Genomic DNA, 22,387 nt, shown 5'->3' with positions numbered 1-22,387 from the left:
CTGTAGCTGCTTTAGGCGTCGTCCGTCAATAAAGCGCCAGCCCCGGATCAGGAGAAGAATCATGGGTGATATATCAGTTAGCGGCCCCGTTACGGGCATTGATACCCAGCAGATCGTGACGGCATTGGTGAACGCGGAACAGGCGCCGAAGCAATCGCAGATCAACAAGCAGACGCAAACGTCGACTGCCCAGCTGTCCTCGATCGGCAAGATTCAAGCCGCGCTGGATGCCTTCCGTGGTGCCATGGACAACATGACCAAGGACGCCAGTATCGGCGGCCTGACGGCGACGACGTCGGATGCCAACGTGTCCACCGTGACCTTGGGTGCCGGTGCGTCTGCGGGCAGTTATCAGCTGATCGTCAACCAGTTGGCGACCGCCTCGAAGGTTGCTACTCAGAATTATTCAACCGGCGCGAAAACCGTCGTCAATACCGGCACCACCGCGACGACCCTGGAAATTTCCCAGTCTGGTCAGAGTTACGGGGTCAGTGTTCCGCCAGGCGCGACGCTGCAACAAGTGCGTGACTCGATCAACGCGCAATACAGCAGTGTTGGCCTGAGTGCCAACATCCTGACTGACGCCACCGGTTCTCGCCTGGTCATGACCTCGACCAATACCGGCGCCGGCACGGACATTACCCTGGGGGGTAACTCCGGCCTGGAAGCGGGTTCGTCGGTTGTGGGTGATCCACCGCAAAACGCTAAATACACCATTGACGGCACGGCTCAGGAATCCAAGAGCAATACCCTGACCGAGGCGATCAGTGGTGTGAGCATCAAGTTGACGGCGGTGTCGCCTCTGCCTGCCGGGGTTACAGGGACGCTCCCTGACGGCGTTACGCGCGTGTCATCGACCATCACGGTCACCCGCAGCAACGACACCCTCAAAAGTTCGGTGAAGGGTTTTGTCGACACCTACAACGCGTTGATGACGGCCATGAACACCGAGACCGCGGTCACCACCAACGCGGACGGTTCCACCACGCGCGCTGCGCTGACAGGCGATGCCACCATGCGCTCCCTGCAGACCGCGTTGCGTAGCGAGCTGAACGCAATGACGGGCACGGGCACGTTGAAGTCCTTGGCGCAATTTGGCGTGAACACGGACTCCGGCACCGGCAAGTTGAGTATCGACGATAAGGTGTTCGGTGCAGCGATTGCCACCAACCCCACCGACATCGGCGGCATTTTCAACGGTGACAATGGCTTGCTGGCGCGCATGAAAAGCGCGACCGACAGCTATGCACTGAGCAACACCGGCGTGCTGGCCACGCGTTCGTCGACGCTGTCGGACGATCTCAAGGACCTGCAGAACCAGCAGGACACCCTAACCGCGCGTATGGCCGCCCTGAAGACCAGCCTGACCGCCAAGTACACGACGATGAACAACCTGGTGGCCCAGCTCACCAGCCAGCGTTCCAGTGTCATGAGCACGCTCAACGCGCTGAACAAGACGTCTTCGGACAGTTGATCCCGATGAAGCCGCCCGCTGGTGATTACCGCCATCGGGCGCCGCCTTCAGCCGACTTGCGGTTAAAGTTTTTTGCGACCCAGTCGACATATTAGTCAGAGCCCATCCTATTTAGCTGTTGCCTGTCACGAGGTAGAAACATGAATCCCATGAGAGCCCTTCGCCAATACCAGAAGGTCAATTCCCATGCCCAGATCTCCGAAGCCAGCCCGCACCGTCTGGTCCAGATGCTGATGGAAGGCGCGTTGGATCGCATGGCTCAGGCCAAAGGCGCCATGGCTCGTGGTGATATCGCGCAAAAAGGTTTGCTGCTGGGCAAGGCGATCGACATCCTGATCGGCTTGCGTGATGGCCTTAATCCGGAAAAAACCGATGATCCGGCCGCGTTGCAGCAGTTGGACAATCTGTATGCCTACATGACCACGCGCCTGCTGGAAGCCAACAGCAAGAGCGATGTCGCCATGATCGACGAAGTAGCCGGCCTGATGATTACGCTCAAGGAAGGCTGGGACGGTATTGCAACACTGTAGGCCTGTTGGCCTGAGGATGATGTCATGAGCCACGCCCTGCAACGGATTGACGAGACCCGCGAAGCTTTGGTTGACGCATTGGCCCACCGTAACTGGGACGCTATCGGCGAACTGGATATGGGGTGTCGTGCGGTGATCGATGAGGCACTCAACAATGCGCCGGTGGACGAGGATGCCCTGCGGGAAAAGCTGCAAAGCTTGCTGGCGGTGTATCAGCAGTTGCTTGAAGTGACGACTGGCGAACGCCAGGCGATTTTCGAAGAGATGTCGCAGATCAACCGAGCGGAAAGCGCGTCAAAGGTTTACCATCTGTTCGGCTGAATGGGCTCAGTTAATCCGAACGGCGCGTCATATATTTGACTGTGCCAGCATTTTTGACTTAACTAGTGCTGTTTTCAGATTTCAGACGTCTAGTAGGGTAAGAAATCTTACAAACGTCTAGATTGCCCTCACTCTGGGGCAGAGCGTTTTACTAGGGAAGTTGCTATTGCATGTGGCGTGAAACCAAAATTCTGCTGATTGATGACGATAGCGTCCGCCGCCGCGATTTAGCGGTAATTTTGAATTTTCTTGGTGAAGAAAATTTGCCCTGCGGTAGCCATGACTGGCAGCAGGCGGTCAGCTCTTTGTCGTCGAGCCGTGAAGTCATCTGTGTGTTGATCGGGACGGTCAACGCTCCTGGCGCAGTTCTGGGCTTGTTAAAGACACTGTCTACCTGGGATGAGTTCCTTCCGGTGTTGCTGATGGGCGATATTTCTTCCGTGGACCTTCCGGAAGACCAGCGCCGCCGCGTGCTTTCCACCCTGGAAATGCCGCCCAGCTACAGCAAATTGCTCGACTCCCTGCACCGTGCCCAGGTCTACCGCGAGATGTATGACCAGGCCCGCGAGCGCGGTCGTCATCGCGAACCCAACCTGTTTCGCAGCCTCGTCGGCACCAGCCGTGCGATCCAGCACGTGCGCCAGATGATGCAGCAAGTGGCCGATACCGACGCCAGCGTATTGATCCTCGGCGAGTCCGGTACCGGCAAGGAAGTGGTCGCACGCAACCTGCACTATCACTCCAAGCGCCGCGACGGGCCGTTCGTGCCGGTCAACTGCGGGGCGATCCCGGCAGAGTTGCTCGAAAGCGAACTGTTCGGCCACGAAAAGGGCGCCTTTACCGGGGCGATCACTAGCCGTGCCGGGCGTTTCGAACTGGCCAATGGCGGCACCCTGTTTCTGGACGAAATCGGCGACATGCCGCTGCCGATGCAGGTCAAGCTGTTGCGCGTGTTGCAGGAGCGCACCTTCGAGCGCGTGGGCAGCAACAAGACCCAGAGCGTCGATGTGCGCATCATCGCGGCCACGCACAAAAACCTCGAAAGCATGATCGAGGTCGGCAGCTTCCGCGAAGACCTCTACTACCGCCTCAACGTATTCCCTATCGAGATGGCCCCGCTGCGTGAGCGCGTGGAAGACATCCCGCTGCTGATGAACGAACTGATCTCGCGCATGGAACACGAAAAGCGCGGCTCGATTCGCTTCAACTCCGCCGCGATCATGTCGCTGTGCCGTCACGGCTGGCCGGGCAACGTCCGTGAGCTGGCCAACCTGGTCGAGCGCATGGCCATCATGCACCCGTACGGTGTGATCGGCGTGGTCGAGCTGCCGAAGAAATTCCGCTACGTCGACGACGAAGACGAGCAGCTGGTAGACAGCCTGCGCAGTGACCTGGAAGAGCGCGTGGCCATCAACGGCCATACGCCGGACTTCGGTTCCACCGCCATGCTGCCGCCCGAAGGCCTGGACTTGAAGGACTACCTCGGTAGCCTCGAACAAGGCCTGATCCAGCAGGCGCTGGACGATGCCAATGGCATTGTCGCGCGCGCGGCCGAGCGCCTGCGCATCCGTCGCACCACCTTGGTGGAGAAGATGCGCAAGTACGGCATGAGCCGTCGCGAAGGTGACGAACAGGCGGATGATTGACGCCTGTTTTTTAACTGACTGATAGATAGGTCTATTTTTTTCGGCACGGGTATTGCTACAGCCCTCGCAACGTTCCGTTTAACTGACGGTCAGCCAGCGAGAGAGCATGATGCCCCACGCCGCCAAACTTTCTTCAGCCCCTGCTATTCCTGGGCTGGTTCCGTGCGCAGAGCCGCTGACCCGGCAGGGTCTTGAACAGGCGTTCTCGCAGTTCAACCAGATGTCGAGCCAACTGACCGACTCCTACAGTCTGCTGGAAGCGCGGGTTTCCGAGCTTAAAGGCGAACTGGCAGTGGTCAGCGCCCAGCGCATGCAGGAGTTGGCCGAGAAAGAGCGTCTGGCCAACCGTCTGCAAAACCTCCTCGACCTGTTGCCTGGCGGCGTAATCGTCATCGATGAAATGGGCCGTGTCCGCGAAGCCAACCCGGCCGCGCGTGACTTGCTGGGCGAGCCGCTGGAAGGCGAGCTGTGGCGCCAGGTGATTACACGCTGCTTTGCGCCGCGCGAAGACGATGGCCATGAAATCTCCCTCAAAGACGGTCGGCGTCTGTCCATCGCCACCCGTTCCCTGGACGCCGAGCCCGGCCAGCTGGTGCTGCTTAACGACCTGACTGAAACCCGTCACTTGCAAGACCAGTTGGCGCGCCATGAGCGTTTGTCGTCGCTGGGGCGGATGGTCGCTTCGTTGGCGCATCAGATCCGCACGCCGTTGTCGGCCGCGTTGATCTACGCCAGTCATTTGACTGATGAGCAATTGCCGGCCGCCACCCACCAGCGATTTGCCGGTCGCCTCAAGGAACGCCTGCATGAATTGGAGCACCAGGTGCGCGACATGCTGGTGTTTGCCCGCGGCGAATTGCCGCTGACCGACCGCGTCACGCCATCCGCGCTGATGCAGTCGCTGCAAGCGGCAGCCGCCACGCATATCCGGGACGTCAATGTGCGCTGGCAGTGCGACAGCCACTTGGGCGAGTTGCTGTGCAACCGTGACACCCTGGTCGGCGCCTTGCTCAACCTGATCGAAAACGCCACCCAGGCCAGCGGCCCGGGTGCGCGGCTCAAAGTGCACCTCTACACCCGCGACCAAACCCTGCGCCTGTGCATCAGCGACAGCGGCAGCGGCATCGACCCGGTCGTGCTGCAACGCCTGGGCGAACCGTTTTTTACCACCAAGACCAACGGCACGGGCCTGGGCCTGACCGTGGTCAAGGCAGTGGCGCGTGCACATCAGGGAGAATTGCAGCTGCACTCCCGGTTGGGGCGTGGCACCTGTGCATTGATGACCTTGCCGCTGTTTTCCAGCGCGGCAAGCGCGGAGTAAAAGGACTATGGCTATCAAGGTTTTATTGGTCGAAGACGATCGCGCCCTGCGTGAAGCATTGGCTGACACGCTGCTGTTGGCGGGCCATGACTACCGGGCGGTCGGTTCTGCCGAGGATGCCTTGGAGGCCGTTGAGCAAGAGTCCTTCAGCCTGGTGGTCAGTGACGTAAACATGCCTGGCATGGACGGCCACCAGTTGCTCGGCCTGTTGCGCGCGTGCCAGCCGCAACTGCCGGTGTTGCTGATGACAGCCCATGGCGCCGTCGAGCGGGCGGTGGACGCGATGCGCCAGGGGGCGGCGGATTACCTGGTCAAACCCTTCGAGCCCAAGGCACTGATCGAACTGGTCGCCCGGCATGCGCTGGGCGTGGTGTCGAATGCCGAGGGTGAAGGCCCGATTGCCTTCGAGCCGGCCAGCGCGCAGTTGCTGGAACTGGCAGCCCGGGTGGCGCGCAGCGATTCAACCGTGTTGATCTCTGGCGAGTCCGGCACCGGTAAAGAGGTGTTGGCGCGTTACATTCACCAGCAGTCGGGCCGCGCCAAACAACCGTTTATTGCGATCAACTGCGCGGCGATTCCCGACAACATGCTCGAAGCCACGCTGTTCGGCCATGAAAAGGGCTCGTTCACCGGCGCCATTGCCGCGCAGGCTGGTAAGTTTGAACAGGCCGACGGCGGCACCATCCTGCTCGACGAAATTTCGGAAATGCCCCTGGGCCTGCAAGCCAAGCTGCTGCGGGTGCTGCAGGAGCGCGAAGTGGAGCGTGTCGGTGCGCGCAAGCCCATCCAGCTGGACATCCGCGTGGTCGCCACCACCAACCGCGACCTGGCGGGCGAAGTGGCGGCGGGGCGCTTTCGTGAAGACTTGTTCTACCGGCTCTCGGTGTTCCCGCTGGCCTGGCGCCCGCTGCGTGAGCGCCCGGCGGACATCATTCCGCTGGCCGAGCGCCTGTTGAACAACCACGTCAAAAAAATGAAGCATGCCCAGGCGCGGCTGTCGGCCGAGGCCCAGGCCTGCCTGATCAGCTACCCATGGCCCGGCAATGTGCGGGAACTGGACAATGCCATCCAGCGCGCGCTGATTTTGCAGCAGGGCGGGTTGATCCAGCCGCAGGACTTCTGCCTGGCCATGGGTAGTGGCGCGGCGCCGTTGCCGAGCCTGGCGCCGGCACCGGTGGTCGTGGCCGACGCCGAGTCTGGCGGCGCCTTGGGCGACGACCTGCGTCGCCGCGAATTCCAGATGATCATCGACACCCTGCGTGCCGAGCGCGGCCGCCGCAAGGAAGCCGCCGAGCGCCTGGGCATCAGCCCGCGCACCTTGCGCTACAAGCTGGCGCAGATGCGCGACGCGGGGATGGATGTCGAAGCCTACCTGTTCGCGACCTGACAAATCGCCGTCTTGGAAATACTCAGGCTGACAGGGTTTGTCGCCTTTTCTTACGAATAGCCACGGAGCTGGCACCCTTGTTGCTACCACCCCTAGTAACCGCTGCGTAGTGTCAAAAAATTGCGGGTCGTCGGAGAGAGAAGGTCATGAGCCAGGGTATTGAGTTCAATCGGTTGATGTTGGATATGCGCTCCATGCAAATGGATGCCATGGCTCAACCGAAATCCGTCGCGCCTGCGCCGGAATTGGGCCAAAGCAGTTTTGCCGACATGCTCGGTCAGGCAATCAACAAAGTCAGTGATACCCAGCAAGCCTCTAATCAGTTGGCTACCGCCTTCGAGATCGGCAAAAGCGGCGTGGACCTCACCGATGTGATGGTCGCTTCGCAAAAGGCCAGCGTTTCCTTTCAGGCCTTGACCCAAGTGCGTAACAAGTTGGTTCAGGCTTATCAAGACATCATGCAGATGCCGGTTTAAGGACGAGATTTAAGTCATGGCAGAAGCAGTCGTGGACAACGTACCCGCCAAGGCAGACGGCAAGCCGCCGCTGTTTGGCCTGTCGTTCCTGGAAAACCTTTCCGAAATGACCATGTTGCGTCAGGTGGGCCTGATGGTCGGCCTGGCTGCCAGCGTGGCGATTGGTTTTGCCGTGGTGCTGTGGTCGCAGCAACCTGATTACCGCCCGCTGTACGGCAGCCTGGCCGGGATGGATTCCAAGCAGATCATGGAAACCCTGGCCGCCGCCGACATCGCCTACACCGTGGAGCCCAATTCCGGGGCCTTGCTGGTCAAGGCCGATGACGTGGCGCGTGCGCGCATTAAGCTGGCGGCCGCCGGCGTCACGCCGTCCGACAGCAATATCGGTTTTGAAATTCTCGACAAGGACCAGGGCCTGGGCACCAGCCAGTTCATGGAGGCCACACGCTACCGCCGTGGCCTGGAAGGCGAACTGGCACGCACCATCTCAAGCTTGAATAACGTCAAGGGCGCCCGCGTGCACCTGGCGATTCCGAAAAGCTCGGTGTTCGTGCGCGACGAGCGCAAGCCAAGCGCCTCGGTATTGGTCGAACTGTTTTCCGGCCGCTCCCTGGAGCCTGGCCAGGTCCTGGCGATCATCAACCTGGTGGCCACCAGCGTTCCTGAATTGAGCAAGTCGCAAATCACCGTGGTGGACCAGAAGGGCAACCTGCTGTCCGACCAGGCCGAGAACTCCGCGCTGACCCAGGCCGGCAAGCAGTTCGACTACAGCCGTCGCATGGAAAGCATGCTCACTCAGCGTGTGCACAACATTCTGCAGCCGGTGCTGGGCAACGACCGCTATAAAGCTGAAGTGTCTGCCGACGTGGACTTCAGTGCGGTCGAATCGACCTCCGAGCAGTTCAACCCGGACCAGCCGGCGCTGCGCAGCGAGCAATCGACCAGCGAACAACGCACCGCCAGCAATGGCCCGCAAGGTGTGCCGGGTGCCCTGAGCAACCAGCCACCGGCCCCGGCCACTGCACCGCAAACCACCGGTGGCGCTGCCGCGACGGCGGGTGCGATTCAGCCTGGTCAGCCACTGTTGGACGCCAACGGCCAGCAGATCATGGACCCGGCCACCGGCCAGCCGATGCTCGCACCGTACCCGGCGGACAAGCGTAACCAGTCCACCAAGAACTTCGAGCTCGACCGTTCCATCAGCCACACCAAGCAGCAGCAGGGCAAAATCAATCGCCTGTCGGTGTCGGTGGTGGTCGATGATCAGGTCAAGGTCAATGCCGCTGACGGCGCCGTCACCCGTGCGCCTTGGAGCGCCGACGAATTGGCGCGCTTCACCCGTCTGGTGCAGGACGCCGTCGGTTTCGACGCCAGCCGTGGCGACAGCGTCAGCGTGATCAATATGCCGTTCTCCGCCGAGCGCGGCGAAGTGATCGCCGACCCGGCGTTCTACACGCAGCCGTGGTTCTGGGACATCGTCAAGCAAGTGCTGGGTGTGTTGTTCATCCTGGTGCTGGTGTTCGGCGTGCTGCGCCCCGTGCTCAACAACATCACCGGCCATGGCAAGAAGCAGCTGGCATTGGCTGGCAGTGACGTCGAGTTGGGTGGCATGGGCGGCCTGGACGGCGAACTGGCCAACGACCGCGTCAGCCTCGGTGGCCCGCAAAGCATCCTGTTGCCAAGCCCGAGCGAAGGCTATGACGCTCAGTTGAACGCAATCAAGAGTCTGGTAGCAGAAGACCCGGGCCGTGTGGCTCAGGTCGTGAAAGAGTGGATTAACGCAGATGAATGATCGAGCCGCTGTTGCCAAGCTCACCAAAGTCGACAAAGCCGCCGTGTTGCTGCTGTCTTTGGGTGAAACCGACGCCGCACAAGTGCTGCGCCACATGGGCCCCAAAGAGGTTCAGCGCGTAGGCGTGGCCATGGCGCAAATGCGCAATGTGCACCGTGAGCAAGTCGAGCAGGTGATGAGCGAGTTCGTCGAGATCGTCGGCGACCAGACCAGCCTGGGCGTCGGCTCCGACAGCTACATCCGCAAGATGCTCACCTCGGCGCTGGGCGAAGACAAGGCCAACGGCCTGATCGACCGCATCCTGCTGGGCGGCAACACCAGTGGCCTGGACAGCCTGAAATGGATGGAGCCGCGCGCCGTTGCCGACGTGATCCGCTACGAGCACCCGCAGATCCAGGCCATCGTCGTCGCCTACCTGGACCCGGACCAGGCCGGTGAAGTGCTTGGCCACTTCGACCATAAAGTGCGCCTGGACATCATCCTGCGCGTGTCGTCGCTGAACACCGTGCAGCCAGCGGCATTGAAAGAACTCAACACGATTCTCGAGAAGCAGTTCTCGGGCAACTCGAATGCCTCGCGTACCACCCTGGGTGGCATCAAGCGCGCGGCCGATATCATGAACTTCCTCGACAGCTCGGTCGAAGGTCAGTTGATGGACTCGATCCGCGAGATCGACGACACCCTGTCCGGCCAGATCGAAGACCTCATGTTCGTGTTCAACAACCTCTCCGATGTCGATGACCGTGGCATCCAGGCGTTGCTGCGCGAAGTGTCTTCGGACGTGCTGGTGCTGGCCCTCAAGGGCTCGGACGAAAACGTCAAAGAGAAGATCTTCAAGAACATGTCCAAGCGTGCCTCCGAGCTGTTGCGTGACGACCTGGAAGCCAAAGGTCCGGTGCGTGTCAGCGACGTGGAAACCGCCCAGAAGGAAATCCTCACCATTGCCCGCCGTATGGCCGAAGCCGGAGAAATCGTTCTCGGCGGGAAGGGCGGCGAAGAAATGATCTAAGGCGCTGCCCATGTCGAACAAAGATGAGACGCCCAGCGATCTGATTCGCGCGCGGGATGTCGGCGGGTTCGATATCTGGTCGTTGCCCAGTTTCGATCCGCATGTGCCGGAACCTGAACCGGAGCCGGTGATTGAAACGCCGGCCGAAATGGAAGAAGTGCCGCTCGATGAAGTCCAGCCACTGACCCTTGAAGAATTGGAAGCCATCCGCCAGGAGGCCTACAACGAGGGTTTCGCGGCGGGTGAAAAAGACGGTTTTCGCAGCACCACCCTCAAAGTTCGCCAAGAGGCCGAGGAGGCGCTGAGCGTCAAGCTGGCCAGCCTTGAGCGCTTGATGGGCAACCTGTTCGACCCGATCGCCGAACAGGATTCGCAGCTGGAAAAATCCATGGTCGGGCTGGTCGAGCACATCGCGCGCCAAGTGATCCAGCGCGAGCTGGTGCTCGATTCCAGCCACATCGAAAGCGTGATGCGCGAAGCCCTCAAGCTGCTGCCATTGGGCGTCGGCAATGTGCGGCTGTACATCAACCCGCAGGATTTCGAACAGGTCAAAGCCCTGCGCGAGCGCCATGAAGAAACCTGGCGCATCGTCGAGGACGCGGCGCTGCTGCCCGGTGGCTGCCGCGTCGAAACCGAGCACAGCCGCATCGATGCCACGGTGGAAACCCGCATCAGCCAGATCATGGCGAAAATGTTCGATCAATTGCATGAACAGTCCCTGCACCCGGCCGAGCCTGATATGAGCGTGGACCTGGACGCCGCCGATGCGCCTTGAACGCACCAGCTTCGCCAAGCGCCTGAGCGGCTACGCCGAGGCCACTGAGTTGCCCGGCCAGCCGATCCTCGAAGGGCGCCTGCTGCGCATGGTCGGCCTGACCCTCGAAGCCGAAGGCCTGCGTGCCGCCATGGGCAGCCGCTGCCTGGTGATCAACGACGACAGCTACCACCCGGTGCAGGTCGAAGCCGAAGTGATGGGCTTTTCCGGCAGCAAGATTTTCCTGATGCCGGTCGGCAGCCTGGCGGGCATCGCCCCCGGTGCGCGCGTGGTGCCACTGGCCGATACCGGCCGCCTGCCGATGGGCATGAGCATGCTCGGCCGCGTGCTCGACGGCGCCGGTCGCGCGTTGGACGGCAAGGGCGGCATGAAGGCCGAAGACTGGGTGCCGATGGACGGCCCGACCATTAACCCGCTCAACCGCAACCCGATCAGCGTGCCGCTGGACGTGGGCATTCGCAGCATCAACGGTTTATTGACGGTCGGCCGCGGCCAGCGTCTGGGCCTGTTTGCCGGTACCGGCGTGGGTAAGTCGGTGTTGCTCGGCATGATGACGCGCTTTACCGAGGCCGACATCATCGTGGTCGGGCTGATCGGTGAGCGGGGCCGTGAAGTAAAGGAATTCATCGAGCACAGCCTCGGTGAAGAAGGCCTCAAGCGTTCGGTGGTCGTCGCATCCCCGGCCGATGATGCGCCGCTGATGCGTTTGCGCGCGGCCATGTACTGCACGCGCATCGCCGAATATTTTCGCGACAAGGGCAAGAACGTCCTGTTGCTGATGGACTCGCTCACGCGTTTCGCCCAGGCCCAGCGGGAAATCGCCCTGGCCATCGGCGAACCGCCGGCCACCAAAGGCTACCCGCCTTCAGTGTTCGCCAAGCTGCCCAAGCTGGTTGAGCGTGCCGGTAATGCCGAGGCCGGCGGCGGTTCGATCACGGCGTTCTACACCGTGCTGTCCGAAGGCGATGACCAGCAAGACCCGATTGCCGACTCGGCGCGTGGCGTGCTCGACGGCCACATCGTGCTGTCGCGGCGTTTGGCCGAAGAAGGGCACTACCCGGCCATCGATATCGAAGCGTCGATCAGCCGGGTGATGCCGGCGGTGGTCACGCCGGAGCACATGGCCCGCGCCCAGCATTTCAAGCAACTGTGGTCGCGCTATCAGCAGAGCCGCGACTTGATCAGCGTGGGTGCCTACGTGGCCGGCGGTGATCGCGAAACCGACCTGGCGATTGCCCTGCAACCGCAGTTGGTGACCTACCTGCGCCAGGGCCTCAACGACAAGATCAGCATGGGCGAAAGCGAAGCGCATCTGGGTTCGATCTTCGCCCCGGCGCCAGGCGGTTAAGCCATGGCCAGCACCCGTTCCTCGCGCCTGGCCCCAGTGGTAGACATGGCGGAGAAGGCCGAAAAAACCGCCGCGCAACGCCTGGGCTACTTTCAGGGGCAGGTGCGCCTGGCGGAAAGCAAGCTCGGCGACCTGGAGCGCTTTCGCGGCGAATACCAGCAGCAATGGATCGAGCGCGGCAGCAAGGGGGTTTCCGGCCAATGGCTGATGGGCTACCAGGGCTTCCTCAATCAGCTGGAAACCGCCGTAGGCCAACAGCGCCAGAGCCTGGCCTGGCACCAGAACAACCTCGATAAAGCCCGCGAGGCATGGCAGGCGGCGTTCGCTCGGGTCGAAGGTTTGCGCAAACTGGTGCAGCGCTACATCGACGAAGCGCGGGCGCTTGAAGACAAGCGCGAGCAGAAGCTGCTCGACGAGCTGTCACAGCGACTTCCCCGCCAATCACAGTACTAACGGCCGCCACCGGCCCACTGTGGGAGCAGGGCTTGCCCGCGATGCAGGTACCGAGGTGGGTCATGCTATCGCGGGCAAGCCAGCCCCCCACATTTGATTTGCTGTGTTGCCCATACCTCGATCACCTGCTAAACCTTGTTGCACATTGCCAATGACAAGGAAGCAGTCGCATGTCAGTCGTGTCAGAAGTATCCCTGGATGGGAAAAAATTGACGATTACCGTCAAAGGGCGATTCGATTTCGGTAGCCATCAAGCCTTTCGTGACGCCTACGAGCGGTTCTACAAGGTGCCCGAGGTCTACGTGGTGGACCTCAAAGACACCACCTACATGGACAGCTCGGCCCTGGGCATGTTGCTGTTGTTGCGTGACCATGCCGGTGGCGACAATGCCGAAGTCCAGGTGATCAACAGCAACTCCGATGTGCGCAAGATCCTCGCCATTTCCAACTTTGACAAACTGTTCGATCTCAGTTGAGCAGCCTGGCCCCGGTCCTTGAACCGCTGACGATCCTGATCGCCGAAGACAGCGCCGCCGATTTGCTGTTGCTGTCGACCATCATTCGGCGTCAGGGGCACCAAGTACTCACCGCCACCAACGGCGCGCAAGCGGTTGAGGTGTTTACCCGCGAGCGCCCGCAACTGGTGTTGATGGACGCGCTGATGCCGGTGATGGACGGCTTTGAAGCCGCGCGGCGCATCAAGCAGCTCGCCGGTGAGGCGCTGGTTCCGATCATCTTCCTGACCTCGCTGCGCGAAAGCGAGGCGCTGGCCCAGTGCCTGGACGCGGGCGGCGATGACTTCCTGCCCAAGCCCTACAACCAGTTGATCCTGGCAGCGAAAATCAACGCCATGGACCGCCTGCGCCGGCTGCAGGCAACGGTCTTGCAGCAGCGTGACCTGATCGCCAGGCACCACGACTACCTGCTGCACGAGCAGCGCGCGGCCAAGGCGGTGTTCGATAAGGTGGCGCATTCGGGCTGTATCAATGCGGCGCCGAACATTCGTTACCTGCAATCGCCCTATGCCCTGTTCAATGGCGACCTGCTGCTGGCGGCGTACACACCCTCCGGCGACATGCATGTTTTGCTCGGCGACTTCACCGGCCATGGCCTGCCGGCCGCCGTGGGGGCCATGCCCCTGGCGGAAGTGTTCTACGGCATGACCGCCAAGGGCTACGGCCTGGCGCAGACCCTGCGCGAGATGAACGCCAAGCTCAAACGCATCCTGCCGGTGGACATGTTCTGCTGCGCCACGCTGATGTGCCTGAGCGCTCAGCGGCGCGTGGTGGAGGTGTGGAACGGCGGGATGCCCGAGGGCTATGTGCATGAAGTCGCCACGGGCAAGCGCACGCCATTGGTGTCGCGGCACCTGCCGCTGGGTGTGTTGTCGGCGCAGGCGTTCGATGACGGCACCGAGGTCTGGCCCATGGCGTTGGGCGACCGGGTGTTTTTGCTCTCCGACGGCGTGCTTGACACGGCTGACGCCAATGACCAGCTGTTCGGCGCCGAGCGCTTGCAGCAGGTGTTCGCGGCCAACCGCGAGCCCGACCGATTATTCGAAGACATCGAGCGGGCGCTGGCGGCGTTTCGTGGCCAGGCGCGCGATGACGTCAGCATGGTGGAAATCACCTTGCAGGCCGGCCAGCCGTTGCGCGCGGCCGAGCCCGTTTACGCCGACAGCGGGCAGTCGTGCCCGCTGGATTGGTCGGTGAGTTTCGAATTCCGTGCGCAGACCCTCAAAAGCTACAACCCGTTACCGTATCTGCTGCAGTTGCTGCTGGAGATTCAGGGTCTGCGGGGGCAGAGCGGGGCACTTTACAGTGTGATGGCCGAGTTGTATTCCAACGCGCTGGAGCATGGTGTGCTGGGGTTGGATTCGCGCCTCAAGCGTGATGCCCAGGGGTTCGCCGACTATTACCGCCAGCGCAATGAGCGGCTGGGGCAGTTGAACAGCGGTTACGTGCGGGTGCATGTGCAGGTGGTGCCGACCGCCACGGGCGGCAAAATGACGCTGCGCATTGAGGACAGCGGCCCGGGGTTTGACGTGGAGCAGGTGCTGGCGCGGCCGATGGATGTCGACCGTCTGTCTGGCCGCGGCCTGAGCCTGGTGCGCCAGTTGAGCAGCGATGTACGCTGGTCCGATGGCGGGCGCAGTGTGTGCGTGGAGTTTTGCTGGGGGGCTCTGGCATAATCCGCCGATTCTTGATCAAGGAGCGAACAAGTGGCTGAGATTCATCTGGACCCCGATGTGTTGTCGGGTTTGCAGGAAGTGATGGAAGGCGAGTACCCGAAACTGCTGGATACCTTCCTTGACGATTCGCAGAAGCGCGTCGAAGCGTTGCGCAAGGCTCGCGACGATGCCAAGGCGCTGGGACGCATCGCGCATAGCTTCAAGGGCAGCAGCGGTAACCTGGGGGCGGTGCGGTTGGCAGAACTTTGCCGCCGGCTCGAAGACGGCTCTGCGCAACTGACACGCGTGGACCTGGATGAACTGGTCGACGAAATCGACCAGGAATTCGCGCTGGTTCGGCCGTTGTACGAACACGAGCGTCAGCGTTTTCAGCTGTGATTGAGGGCTCGAGGTAAACCTGGCCCAACTCTTGCTCTACCTCTGGATACTGCATCCCCGATCCCAGTGCAGTGGAGACCCTTACCTATGCCAGTCGCCCCCAATTCGCTTCTTCAGGCTGCCGCTGCGGCCAAGCCTCAAGCGCCGGCCGCCACCCCCTCGGTAGCGGCTGCGGACCCACGAGGCAAGGGCCCTGGCTTCGCGCAAGTGTTTGCAAACCAAAGCCCGAAACCGACGCTCAAGAGCGACGACGCCCCGGCCAAAGTCACGCGTGACAAGCCCTCGGACACCCCCTCCAAGCCGGCTGCAGGCGACGATAAGCCTGCCGCCAGCAAGCCGGCCGTTGCCGATAGCGGCAATCCCTTGCCTGCCAAGCCGCCGGCCAAATCCGACGACAGCGCCAGCAATGACGACGACAAAACCGCCGACCCGGCGGTGGCGCAGCAGCCTCCGGTTGATCCCGTGGTTGACCCGGCAGTGGTTGCCGCGGTCACACCGGTCCCCGTGCCCGTCCCGGTAGAAACGCCGGCACCTGTAGCCGCCAAAGACGACAAGGCCCAGCCAGTCGTCGCGCCCGCTGTGGCTGCCACCGATGACGCCAAGCAGCCGGCGTTCGACCCGGAGGCGGATCCGCTGGACTCTATGCCCGCCGTGCGCCTGGCGATGGAGCAGGGCGGTCACGTTTCGGCCAGTAGCCAGACGCCGCAGAAAGCCGCACCGACCACTACGCAGGATCAGCCGACCGCTGCGCAAAGCTTTGCTGCGGGCCTGGCGACTATGGTCGATCAGCAAGCCACCAAGGACAGCACCGACCAGGGCGGCGACAAAGCCTTCAGCGGGCTGATCGAAGGTGGCCTCAAGGATTTGAAAGACGCCAGCAGCGACACCCGCGTGGATGATTTCGCCAACCGCCTCGCCGCATTGACCCAGGCCGCCACGCCGAAAACCGCGAATGCCTTGCCACCGGTTGCGAATGCGCCGCTGGCCATGCACCAGAGCGGCTGGACCGAGGAAGTGGTCAACCGCGTGATGTACCTGTCCAGTGCCAACCTCAAGTCGGCAGAAATTCAATTGCAGCCGGCAGAGTTGGGGCGCCTGGACATCAAGGTCAACATGACCGCGGACCAGCAGGCCCAAGTCACGTTCATGAGCGGTCACGCCGTGGTGCGTGAAGCACTGGAAACCCAGTCCGGCCGTCTGCGCGAGATGTTTGCCCAGCAAGGCATGGGGCAGGTCGACGTCAACGTCTCCGACCAGTCGCGTGGGTGGCAGGGCCAGGGCCAGGATCAACAGCAGCAGAACCAGGCGCGCGGTGTGAGTGGCAGCGGCGGGCGAGGTGATGGCGGGGACGCCGGTGATCACGCCGAAGTGGCAGCCGCCGTCGCGCCCGTGACCCAAACAGTGATCGGCTCCAGCGCCGTTGATTACTACGCCTGACTCCTGTTGAAACCCGATCGATGTGGGAGCTGGCTTGCCTGCGATGGCGGTGTATCAGTCACACAGATGTGAGCTGAGCTACCGCCATCGCAGGCAAGCCAGCTCCCACATTTGATATGTGGTGTTCGCGCTTACCGGGTTACCAGACAACTCTGGCATAACACTTGCTCTTGCCTTTCCGTAGATCTATGAATTCCAGAATAGTGACGGATTATTGGCATGGCGAAGAGCGACGACGCAGCAACTCCACCCGCAGGCAAAGGCAAGCTCAAGCTTATCCTGCTGATCGTGCTGGGCCTGCTCCTGGCCATCGGCGCCTCGATTGGCGGCACCTGGTTCATCATGCACAGCAGTGCAAGCAAACCGGCACCCGCCGCCGAAACCGCCAGTAACGTCAAGCAACCGGCAATCTTCGAACCGATGCTGCCGGCCTTTGTGGCCAACTTCAATCAGAACGGCCGTCAACGCTACCTGCAGGTGAGCATCACCTTGCTGGCGCGTAACCAGGCGGACCTGGATGCGCTCAAAGTGCACATGCCGGTGATCCGCAACAACCTGGTGATGCTGTTCTCCGGGCAGAGCTTCGACAGCCTGGCCACGCCGGTAGGCCAGGAAATGCTGCGCCAGAAGGTCACTGCCAGCGTGCAGGAAGTGGCCCAGAAAGAGCTTGGCAAAGTCGTGGTCGAGCAGGCGCTCTTCACTAACTTCGTATTGCAGTAGGATCACGACATGGCCGTGCAAGACCTGCTGTCCCAGGATGAAATCGACGCGCTGTTGCATGGCGTCGACGATGGTCTGGTACAGACCGAAATGGCTGCCGAACCCGGCAGCGTCAAAAGTTATGACCTCACCAGCCAAGATCGCATCGTCCGTGGACGCATGCCGACGCTGGAAATGATCAACGAACGTTTCGCCCGCTACACCCGTATCAGCATGTTCAACATGCTGCGCCGTTCGGCGGACGTGGCGGTGGGCGGCGTGCAGGTGATGAAGTTCGGCGAGTACGTGCACTCGCTGTACGTGCCCACCAGCCTCAACCTGGTCAAGATCAAGCCATTGCGCGGTACCGCGCTGTTCATCCTCGACGCCAAGCTGGTGTTCAAGCTGGTGGACAACTTCTTCGGCGGCGACGGCCGTCACGCCAAGATCGAAGGCCGTGAATTCACCCCGACCGAACTGCGCGTGGTGCGCATGGTGCTGGAGCAAGCCTTCATCGACTTGAAGGAAGCCTGGCAGGCGATCATGGAAGTCAACTTCGAGTACATCAACTCGGAAGTGAACCCGGCCATGGCCAACATCGTCGGCCCCAGCGAAGCCATTGTGGTCTCCACCTTCCACATCGAACTCGATGGCGGTGGCGGCGACCTGCACGTGACCATGCCGTACTCGATGATCGAGCCAGTGCGCGAAATGCTCGACGCCGGTTTCCAGTCCGACCTGGACGACCAGGACGAGCGCTGGGTCAAGGCCCTGCGCGAAGACCTGCTGGACGTCGACGTACCGCTGAGCGCCACCGTGGCCCGTCGCCAGCTGCGTCTGCGCGATATTTTGCACATGCAGCCGGGGGACGTAATTCCCGTGGAATTGCCGGAAGAACTGATCATGCGTGCCAACGGCGTGCCGTCGTTCAAGGTCAAGCTGGGTTCGCACAAAGGCAACCTGGCGTTGCAAGTGATCGAACCGATCAACCGCCGCTGATCAACAATTATTTTTGCTTCGCCGAGGACATGTAATGGCTACCGAACACGAAAACACTTCCGCCGAAGACCAGGCCCTGGCTGACGAGTGGGCTGCAGCGCTGGAAGAAACCGGCGATGTTGGCCAGGACGACATCGACGCGCTGCTGGCCGCCGACGCCGCCACCGCGCCGGCCGGCAAACGCCTGCCAATGGAAGAATTCGGCAGCGTGCCGAAGAACAACGACCCGGTGACCCTCGACGGCCCGAACCTGGATGTGATCCTCGACATCCCGGTGTCGATTTCCATGGAAGTGGGCAGCACCGAAATCAACATCCGCAACCTGTTGCAGCTCAACCAGGGTTCGGTGATCGAACTCGACCGCCTGGCCGGCGAGCCGCTGGACGTGCTGGTCAACGGCACCCTGATCGCCCATGGCGAGGTGGTGGTGGTCAACGAGAAGTTCGGCATCCGCCTGACGGATGTGATCAGCCCAAGCGAACGCATCAAGAAGTTGCGCTGATATGAAGTATTCGATGGCGGGACTGTTTCTGGCGCTGCCATTGAGCGCCCTGGCGGCTGAGCCGGTTGCGCAAGCGGCGGCTGCGGCGCCCGTGGTCAGCAGCGGCATCGGCGGGCAATTGACCCAGCTGGTGCTGGGCCTGTTGCTGGTGGTCGGTCTGATTTTCGTGCTGGCCTGGTTGATGCGCCGCGTGCAGCGCATCGGCCCGGGCAATGGCCAGGTCATCGAGATGATCGGCTCGCGCGCCCTCGGCCCGCGTGATCGTCTGGTGCTGGTGCAAGTCGGCGAAGAGCAGATTCTGCTCGGCATCACGCCCGGCCGTATCACCCCGCTGCATGTGCTCAAGTCGCCGGTGGAAGTGGCCAAGGCCGAGGCCGCCACGCCAGAATTCGCCCAGCGCCTGATGGAGTTGCTGGGCAAGGATCAGAAGGATAAGAAGTAATGCGCGTTTTATTGACGCTCATGCTGTTGCTGGCCGCGCCGCTGGCGTTTGCGGCCGACCCGTTGTCGATCCCGGCGATCACGCTGGGCACCAACGCCGCCGGCGCCCAGGAATACTCGGTCAGCCTGCAGATCCTGCTGATCATGACCGCGCTGAGTTTTATCCCGGCGTTTGTCATGCTGATGACCAGCTTTACGCGGATCATCATCGTCTTTTCGATTTTGCGTCAGGCCCTTGGCCTGCAGCAGACGCCGTCGAACCAGATCCTCACCGGCATGGCGCTGTTCTTGACGCTGTTCATCATGGCGCCGGTGTTCGACAAGGTGAACCAGCAAGCCCTGCAACCCTACCTGGCGGAAAAACTCAGCGCCCAGGATGCGATCGACAAGGCCCAGGGCCCGATCAAGGACTTCATGCTGTCGCAAACCCGCTCCAGCGACCTTGAGCTGTTCATGCGCTTGTCCAAGCGCACCGACATCGCCACGCCGGATCAGGCGCCGCTGACCATCCTGGTACCAGCCTTCGTCACCTCCGAATTGAAGACCGCGTTCCAGATCGGCTTCATGATCTTCATCCCGTTCCTGATCATCGACCTGGTGGTGGCGAGCGTGCTGATGGCCATGGGTATGATGATGCTCTCGCCACTGATTATTTCGTTGCCGTTCAAAATCATGCTGTTTGTGCTGGTGGACGGCTGGGCGCTGATTATCGGCACGCTGGCCAGCAGTTTCGGCGGAGTGTAGCGCCATGACCCCAGAAGTAGCGGTCGACCTGTTCCGTGAAGCGCTGTGGCTGACCACCATGATGGTCGCCGTGCTGGTGGTGCCGAGCCTGTTGGTCGGCCTGCTGGTGGCGATGTTCCAGGCGGCCACGCAGATCAACGAACAGACCTTGAGCTTCCTCCCGCGGTTGCTGGTGATGCTGATCACCTTGATCGTCGCCGGCCCGTGGCTGGTGCAAACTTTCATGGAATACATCCTGCAGCTGTACGGCAGTATTCCGCAGTTGATCGGCTGACCCCATGCAATCTGTGCTGGCACTGACCGACACCCAGATCAGCACCTGGGTGGCGTCTTTCATCTTGCCGATGTTCCGCGTCACGGCGGTGCTGATGACCATGCCGGTGTTCGGCACCACCCTGGTTCCGCGGCGTATCCGCCTGTATTTCGCCTTTGCCATCACCGTTGTGATCGTGCCCGGCCTGCCGCCGATGCCGCCGGTGAACGCGCTGGACCTGAGTGCCTTGCTGCTGATCGCCGAGCAAATATTGATTGGCGCGCTGCTGGGCTTTTCGCTGACATTGTTCTTCCAGGCGTTTGTGATCGCCGGGCAAATCATCTCGATCCAGATGGGCATGGGCTTTGCGTCCATGGTCGACCCCACCAACGGCGTGTCGGTGGCGGTGATCGGGCAATTCCTGACCATGCTGGTGACCTTGCTGTTTCTGGCCATGAACGGCCACCTGGTGGTGTTTGAGGTCATGACCGAAAGCTTCACCACCTTGCCGGTGGGCTCGGGGTTGGTGGTCAGTCACTTCTGGGAACTGGTGGGGCGCCTGAGCTGGGTGTTGGGCGCGTCGCTGTTGCTGGTGTTGCCGGCGATCACCGCGCTGCTGGTGGTCAACATCGCGTTCGGCGTAATGACGCGCGCGGCGCCGCAACTGAACATTTTCTCGATTGGTTTCCCGCTGACCCTGGTGTTGGGCATGGGGATTTTCTGGATCGGCATGGCCGACATTCTCAATCAGTATCAACCGCTGGCGACCGACGCCTTGCAGTTCTTACGTGATCTGGCACGGGCGCGTTGAGCCATGGCCGAGAGCGAGAGTGGTCAGGACAAAACAGAAGACCCCACGGACAAACGCAAAAAGGACTCCAGGGAAAAGGGTGAGATTGCCCGCTCCAAAGAACTCAATACCCTCGCCGTCATGCTGGCCGGCGCCGGTGGCCTGCTGATTTACGGCGGCGGTCTGGCGCTGGACATGATGGAGTTGATGAAACTCAACTTCTCGTTGCCGCGTGAAGTGCTGCTCAGCCCCGGCGCCATGGGCCAATACCTGCTGCACTCGGGCAAAATCGCGATCCTGGCGGTGCAGCCGGTGCTCATCACCTTGTTGCTGGCCGCTTTGATCGGCCCGGTGTCCCTGGGAGGCTGGCTGTTTGCCGCTGGCAGCATGGCGCCCAAGTTCAGCCGGATGAACCCCGCGGCTGGGCTCAAGCGCATGTTTTCCAGCAAGGCGCTGGTGGAACTGCTCAAGGCGTTGGCGAAGTTCATCCTGATCCTGTTTGTGGCGCTGACGGTGTTGTCGTCCGACATCGACGACTTACTGCGCATCGCCCATGAGCCGCTGGAGTCGGCGATCATCCACAGCGTGCAGGTGGTGGGCTGGAGCGCGCTGTGGATGGCCTGCGGGTTGATCATCATCGCCGCCGTGGATGCGCCGATCCAGCTGTGGGAAAGCCACAAGAAACTGCTGATGACCAAGCAGGAAGTGCGCGACGAGCACAAGGACCAGGAAGGTCGGCCCGAGGTCAAGCAGCGCATTCGCCAGCTGCAGCGCGAAATGTCCCAGCGCAAGATGATGGCGGCGGTGCCGGATGCCGACGTGGTCATCACCAACCCGACTCACTACGCCGTGGCCCTCAAGTACGACCCGGAGAAGGGCGGCGCGCCGATGCTGTTGGCCAAGGGCAGCGACTTTACCGCGCTGAAAATCCGCGAAATCGCCGTGGCCAACGACATTCTGTTGCTGGAGTCGCCGGAGTTGGCGCGGTCGATCTTTTACTCCACCGACCTCGACCAGGAAATCCCGGCGGGCTTGTACCTGGCCGTGGCGCAGGTGTTGGCCTATGTCTATCAGATCCGCCAATACCGCGCGGGCAAGGGCAAGCGGCCCGAGCCGCTCAAGGATCTGCCGATTCCGCCGGATTTGCGCCGCGATTCCTGATCCTGAATTGGTCGCGAGCTGCTTCTCGTGGCGAGCGGGCTTGCCCCGCGTTGGGCTGCGCAGCAGCCCCAATAGGCCCACCGCGTTCCCTCTGACACACCGCAGCGTTCGGTTTTAGGGCCGCTTCGCAGCCCAGCGCGGGGCAAGCCCGCTCGCCACAAAAACGCCTGCTCGCCACGGTACGTTCGTCGCGCCTTCCGCTACCACTCGTCGTTAACCCCCGTCTACCTGTCAACTCTGACAGTAGCCAGCGCCGCCTG

At 61.7% G+C, this 22,387-nt stretch carries 24 protein-coding genes; all 24 read left to right on the top strand.

Going from position 1 to position 22,387, the window contains the following annotated elements; all coding sequences use genetic code 11:
• Window positions 1-61: 61 nt before the first annotated feature.
• The 24 genes from fliD to flhB all read left to right on the top strand — a co-directional run bounded on the left by fliD (window position 62) and on the right by flhB (window position 22,127).
• Window positions 62-1,474, top strand: coding sequence for a flagellar filament capping protein FliD (fliD, locus tag AB5I78_RS20770; RefSeq protein WP_242195629.1), 1,413 nt, complete (start codon window positions 62-64; stop codon window positions 1,472-1,474).
• 140 nt (window positions 1,475-1,614) lie between these two features.
• Window positions 1,615-2,004: a flagellar export chaperone FliS gene (gene fliS / locus AB5I78_RS20765; protein WP_106576450.1), complete on the top strand. Its 390-nt coding sequence runs from the start codon at window positions 1,615-1,617 to the stop codon at window positions 2,002-2,004.
• 24 nt (window positions 2,005-2,028) lie between these two features.
• Window positions 2,029-2,325, top strand: coding sequence for a flagellar protein FliT (locus AB5I78_RS20760; protein WP_145158887.1), 297 nt, complete (start codon window positions 2,029-2,031; stop codon window positions 2,323-2,325).
• Window positions 2,326-2,495: 170 nt separating this feature from the next.
• Complete coding sequence (locus tag AB5I78_RS20755; protein ID WP_071483261.1) at window positions 2,496-3,971, top strand: sigma-54 dependent transcriptional regulator; 1,476 nt, start codon at window positions 2,496-2,498, stop codon at window positions 3,969-3,971.
• Between the two features lie 109 nt (window positions 3,972-4,080).
• The gene (locus AB5I78_RS20750; RefSeq protein WP_369301443.1) at window positions 4,081-5,292 is read left to right on the top strand and encodes a PAS domain-containing sensor histidine kinase; all 1,212 of its coding nucleotides are present in this window, start codon (window positions 4,081-4,083) and stop codon (window positions 5,290-5,292) included.
• Between the two features lie 7 nt (window positions 5,293-5,299).
• Window positions 5,300-6,679 (top strand): sigma-54-dependent transcriptional regulator, encoded by a 1,380-nt coding sequence (locus AB5I78_RS20745; RefSeq protein WP_369301259.1) that lies wholly within the window; start codon window positions 5,300-5,302, stop codon window positions 6,677-6,679.
• Window positions 6,680-6,825: 146 nt separating this feature from the next.
• Complete coding sequence (fliE, locus tag AB5I78_RS20740) at window positions 6,826-7,155, top strand: flagellar hook-basal body complex protein FliE (RefSeq protein ID WP_016972029.1); 330 nt, start codon at window positions 6,826-6,828, stop codon at window positions 7,153-7,155.
• A gap of 16 nt (window positions 7,156-7,171) precedes the next feature.
• Window positions 7,172-8,947: a flagellar basal-body MS-ring/collar protein FliF gene (fliF, locus tag AB5I78_RS20735; protein ID WP_369301257.1), complete on the top strand. Its 1,776-nt coding sequence runs from the start codon at window positions 7,172-7,174 to the stop codon at window positions 8,945-8,947.
• Complete coding sequence (gene fliG, locus AB5I78_RS20730; RefSeq protein WP_106576455.1) at window positions 8,940-9,956, top strand: flagellar motor switch protein FliG; 1,017 nt, start codon at window positions 8,940-8,942, stop codon at window positions 9,954-9,956. The genes fliF and fliG overlap by 8 nt, the downstream gene beginning before the upstream one ends.
• 10 nt (window positions 9,957-9,966) lie before the next feature.
• A complete protein-coding gene (gene fliH / locus AB5I78_RS20725; protein ID WP_106576456.1) occupies window positions 9,967-10,731 on the top strand; it encodes a flagellar assembly protein FliH in 765 nt (254 codons plus the stop codon).
• The gene (gene fliI, locus AB5I78_RS20720; protein WP_145158879.1) at window positions 10,721-12,079 is read left to right on the top strand and encodes a flagellar protein export ATPase FliI; all 1,359 of its coding nucleotides are present in this window, start codon (window positions 10,721-10,723) and stop codon (window positions 12,077-12,079) included. The genes fliH and fliI overlap by 11 nt, the downstream gene beginning before the upstream one ends.
• Window positions 12,080-12,082: 3 nt before the next feature.
• Window positions 12,083-12,532, top strand: coding sequence for a flagellar export protein FliJ (fliJ, locus tag AB5I78_RS20715; protein ID WP_145158877.1), 450 nt, complete (start codon window positions 12,083-12,085; stop codon window positions 12,530-12,532).
• Between the two features lie 170 nt (window positions 12,533-12,702).
• Complete coding sequence (locus AB5I78_RS20710; RefSeq protein WP_106576459.1) at window positions 12,703-13,008, top strand: STAS domain-containing protein; 306 nt, start codon at window positions 12,703-12,705, stop codon at window positions 13,006-13,008.
• Window positions 13,005-14,723, top strand: coding sequence for a fused response regulator/phosphatase (locus AB5I78_RS20705; protein ID WP_262208266.1), 1,719 nt, complete (start codon window positions 13,005-13,007; stop codon window positions 14,721-14,723). The genes AB5I78_RS20710 and AB5I78_RS20705 overlap by 4 nt, the downstream gene beginning before the upstream one ends.
• A gap of 30 nt (window positions 14,724-14,753) precedes the next feature.
• Window positions 14,754-15,101: an Hpt domain-containing protein gene (locus tag AB5I78_RS20700; protein ID WP_106576461.1), complete on the top strand. Its 348-nt coding sequence runs from the start codon at window positions 14,754-14,756 to the stop codon at window positions 15,099-15,101.
• A gap of 87 nt (window positions 15,102-15,188) precedes the next feature.
• A complete protein-coding gene (locus AB5I78_RS20695; protein WP_369301255.1) occupies window positions 15,189-16,538 on the top strand; it encodes a flagellar hook-length control protein FliK in 1,350 nt (449 codons plus the stop codon).
• A 219-nt stretch (window positions 16,539-16,757) separates the two neighbouring features.
• Window positions 16,758-17,258 carry a flagellar basal body-associated protein FliL gene (fliL, locus tag AB5I78_RS20690; protein ID WP_106576463.1) on the top strand — a complete coding sequence of 167 codons (501 nt, stop codon included), beginning with the start codon at window positions 16,758-16,760 and terminating at the stop codon, window positions 17,256-17,258.
• 9 nt (window positions 17,259-17,267) lie between these two features.
• Complete coding sequence (gene fliM / locus AB5I78_RS20685) at window positions 17,268-18,236, top strand: flagellar motor switch protein FliM (RefSeq protein ID WP_010166091.1); 969 nt, start codon at window positions 17,268-17,270, stop codon at window positions 18,234-18,236.
• A gap of 34 nt (window positions 18,237-18,270) precedes the next feature.
• The gene (gene fliN / locus AB5I78_RS20680; RefSeq protein WP_057700902.1) at window positions 18,271-18,738 is read left to right on the top strand and encodes a flagellar motor switch protein FliN; all 468 of its coding nucleotides are present in this window, start codon (window positions 18,271-18,273) and stop codon (window positions 18,736-18,738) included.
• A 1-nt stretch (window position 18,739) separates the two neighbouring features.
• The gene (gene fliO / locus AB5I78_RS20675) at window positions 18,740-19,180 is read left to right on the top strand and encodes a flagellar biosynthetic protein FliO (protein WP_369301253.1); all 441 of its coding nucleotides are present in this window, start codon (window positions 18,740-18,742) and stop codon (window positions 19,178-19,180) included.
• The gene (gene fliP, locus AB5I78_RS20670; protein WP_106576465.1) at window positions 19,180-19,923 is read left to right on the top strand and encodes a flagellar type III secretion system pore protein FliP; all 744 of its coding nucleotides are present in this window, start codon (window positions 19,180-19,182) and stop codon (window positions 19,921-19,923) included. Before fliO ends, fliP begins: the two co-directional genes overlap by 1 nt.
• A gap of 4 nt (window positions 19,924-19,927) precedes the next feature.
• Window positions 19,928-20,197, top strand: coding sequence for a flagellar biosynthesis protein FliQ (gene fliQ, locus AB5I78_RS20665; RefSeq protein WP_003214552.1), 270 nt, complete (start codon window positions 19,928-19,930; stop codon window positions 20,195-20,197).
• A gap of 4 nt (window positions 20,198-20,201) precedes the next feature.
• Entirely contained in the window at window positions 20,202-20,987 is a 786-nt protein-coding gene (gene fliR / locus AB5I78_RS20660) for a flagellar biosynthetic protein FliR (RefSeq protein ID WP_064453451.1), read from the top strand.
• 3 nt (window positions 20,988-20,990) lie between these two features.
• Window positions 20,991-22,127 carry a flagellar biosynthesis protein FlhB gene (flhB, locus tag AB5I78_RS20655; RefSeq protein ID WP_145158867.1) on the top strand — a complete coding sequence of 379 codons (1,137 nt, stop codon included), beginning with the start codon at window positions 20,991-20,993 and terminating at the stop codon, window positions 22,125-22,127.
• The last annotated feature ends 260 nt before the right edge of the window (window positions 22,128-22,387 follow it).

Origin of the sequence: Pseudomonas sp. N2-3-1-14 (assembly GCF_041228395.1) — a bacterium.
Lineage (GTDB): Bacteria > Pseudomonadota > Gammaproteobacteria > Pseudomonadales > Pseudomonadaceae > Aquipseudomonas.
Note: the sequence above shows the minus strand (reverse complement) of the source record. Positions and strands in the feature narration are given on the sequence as shown.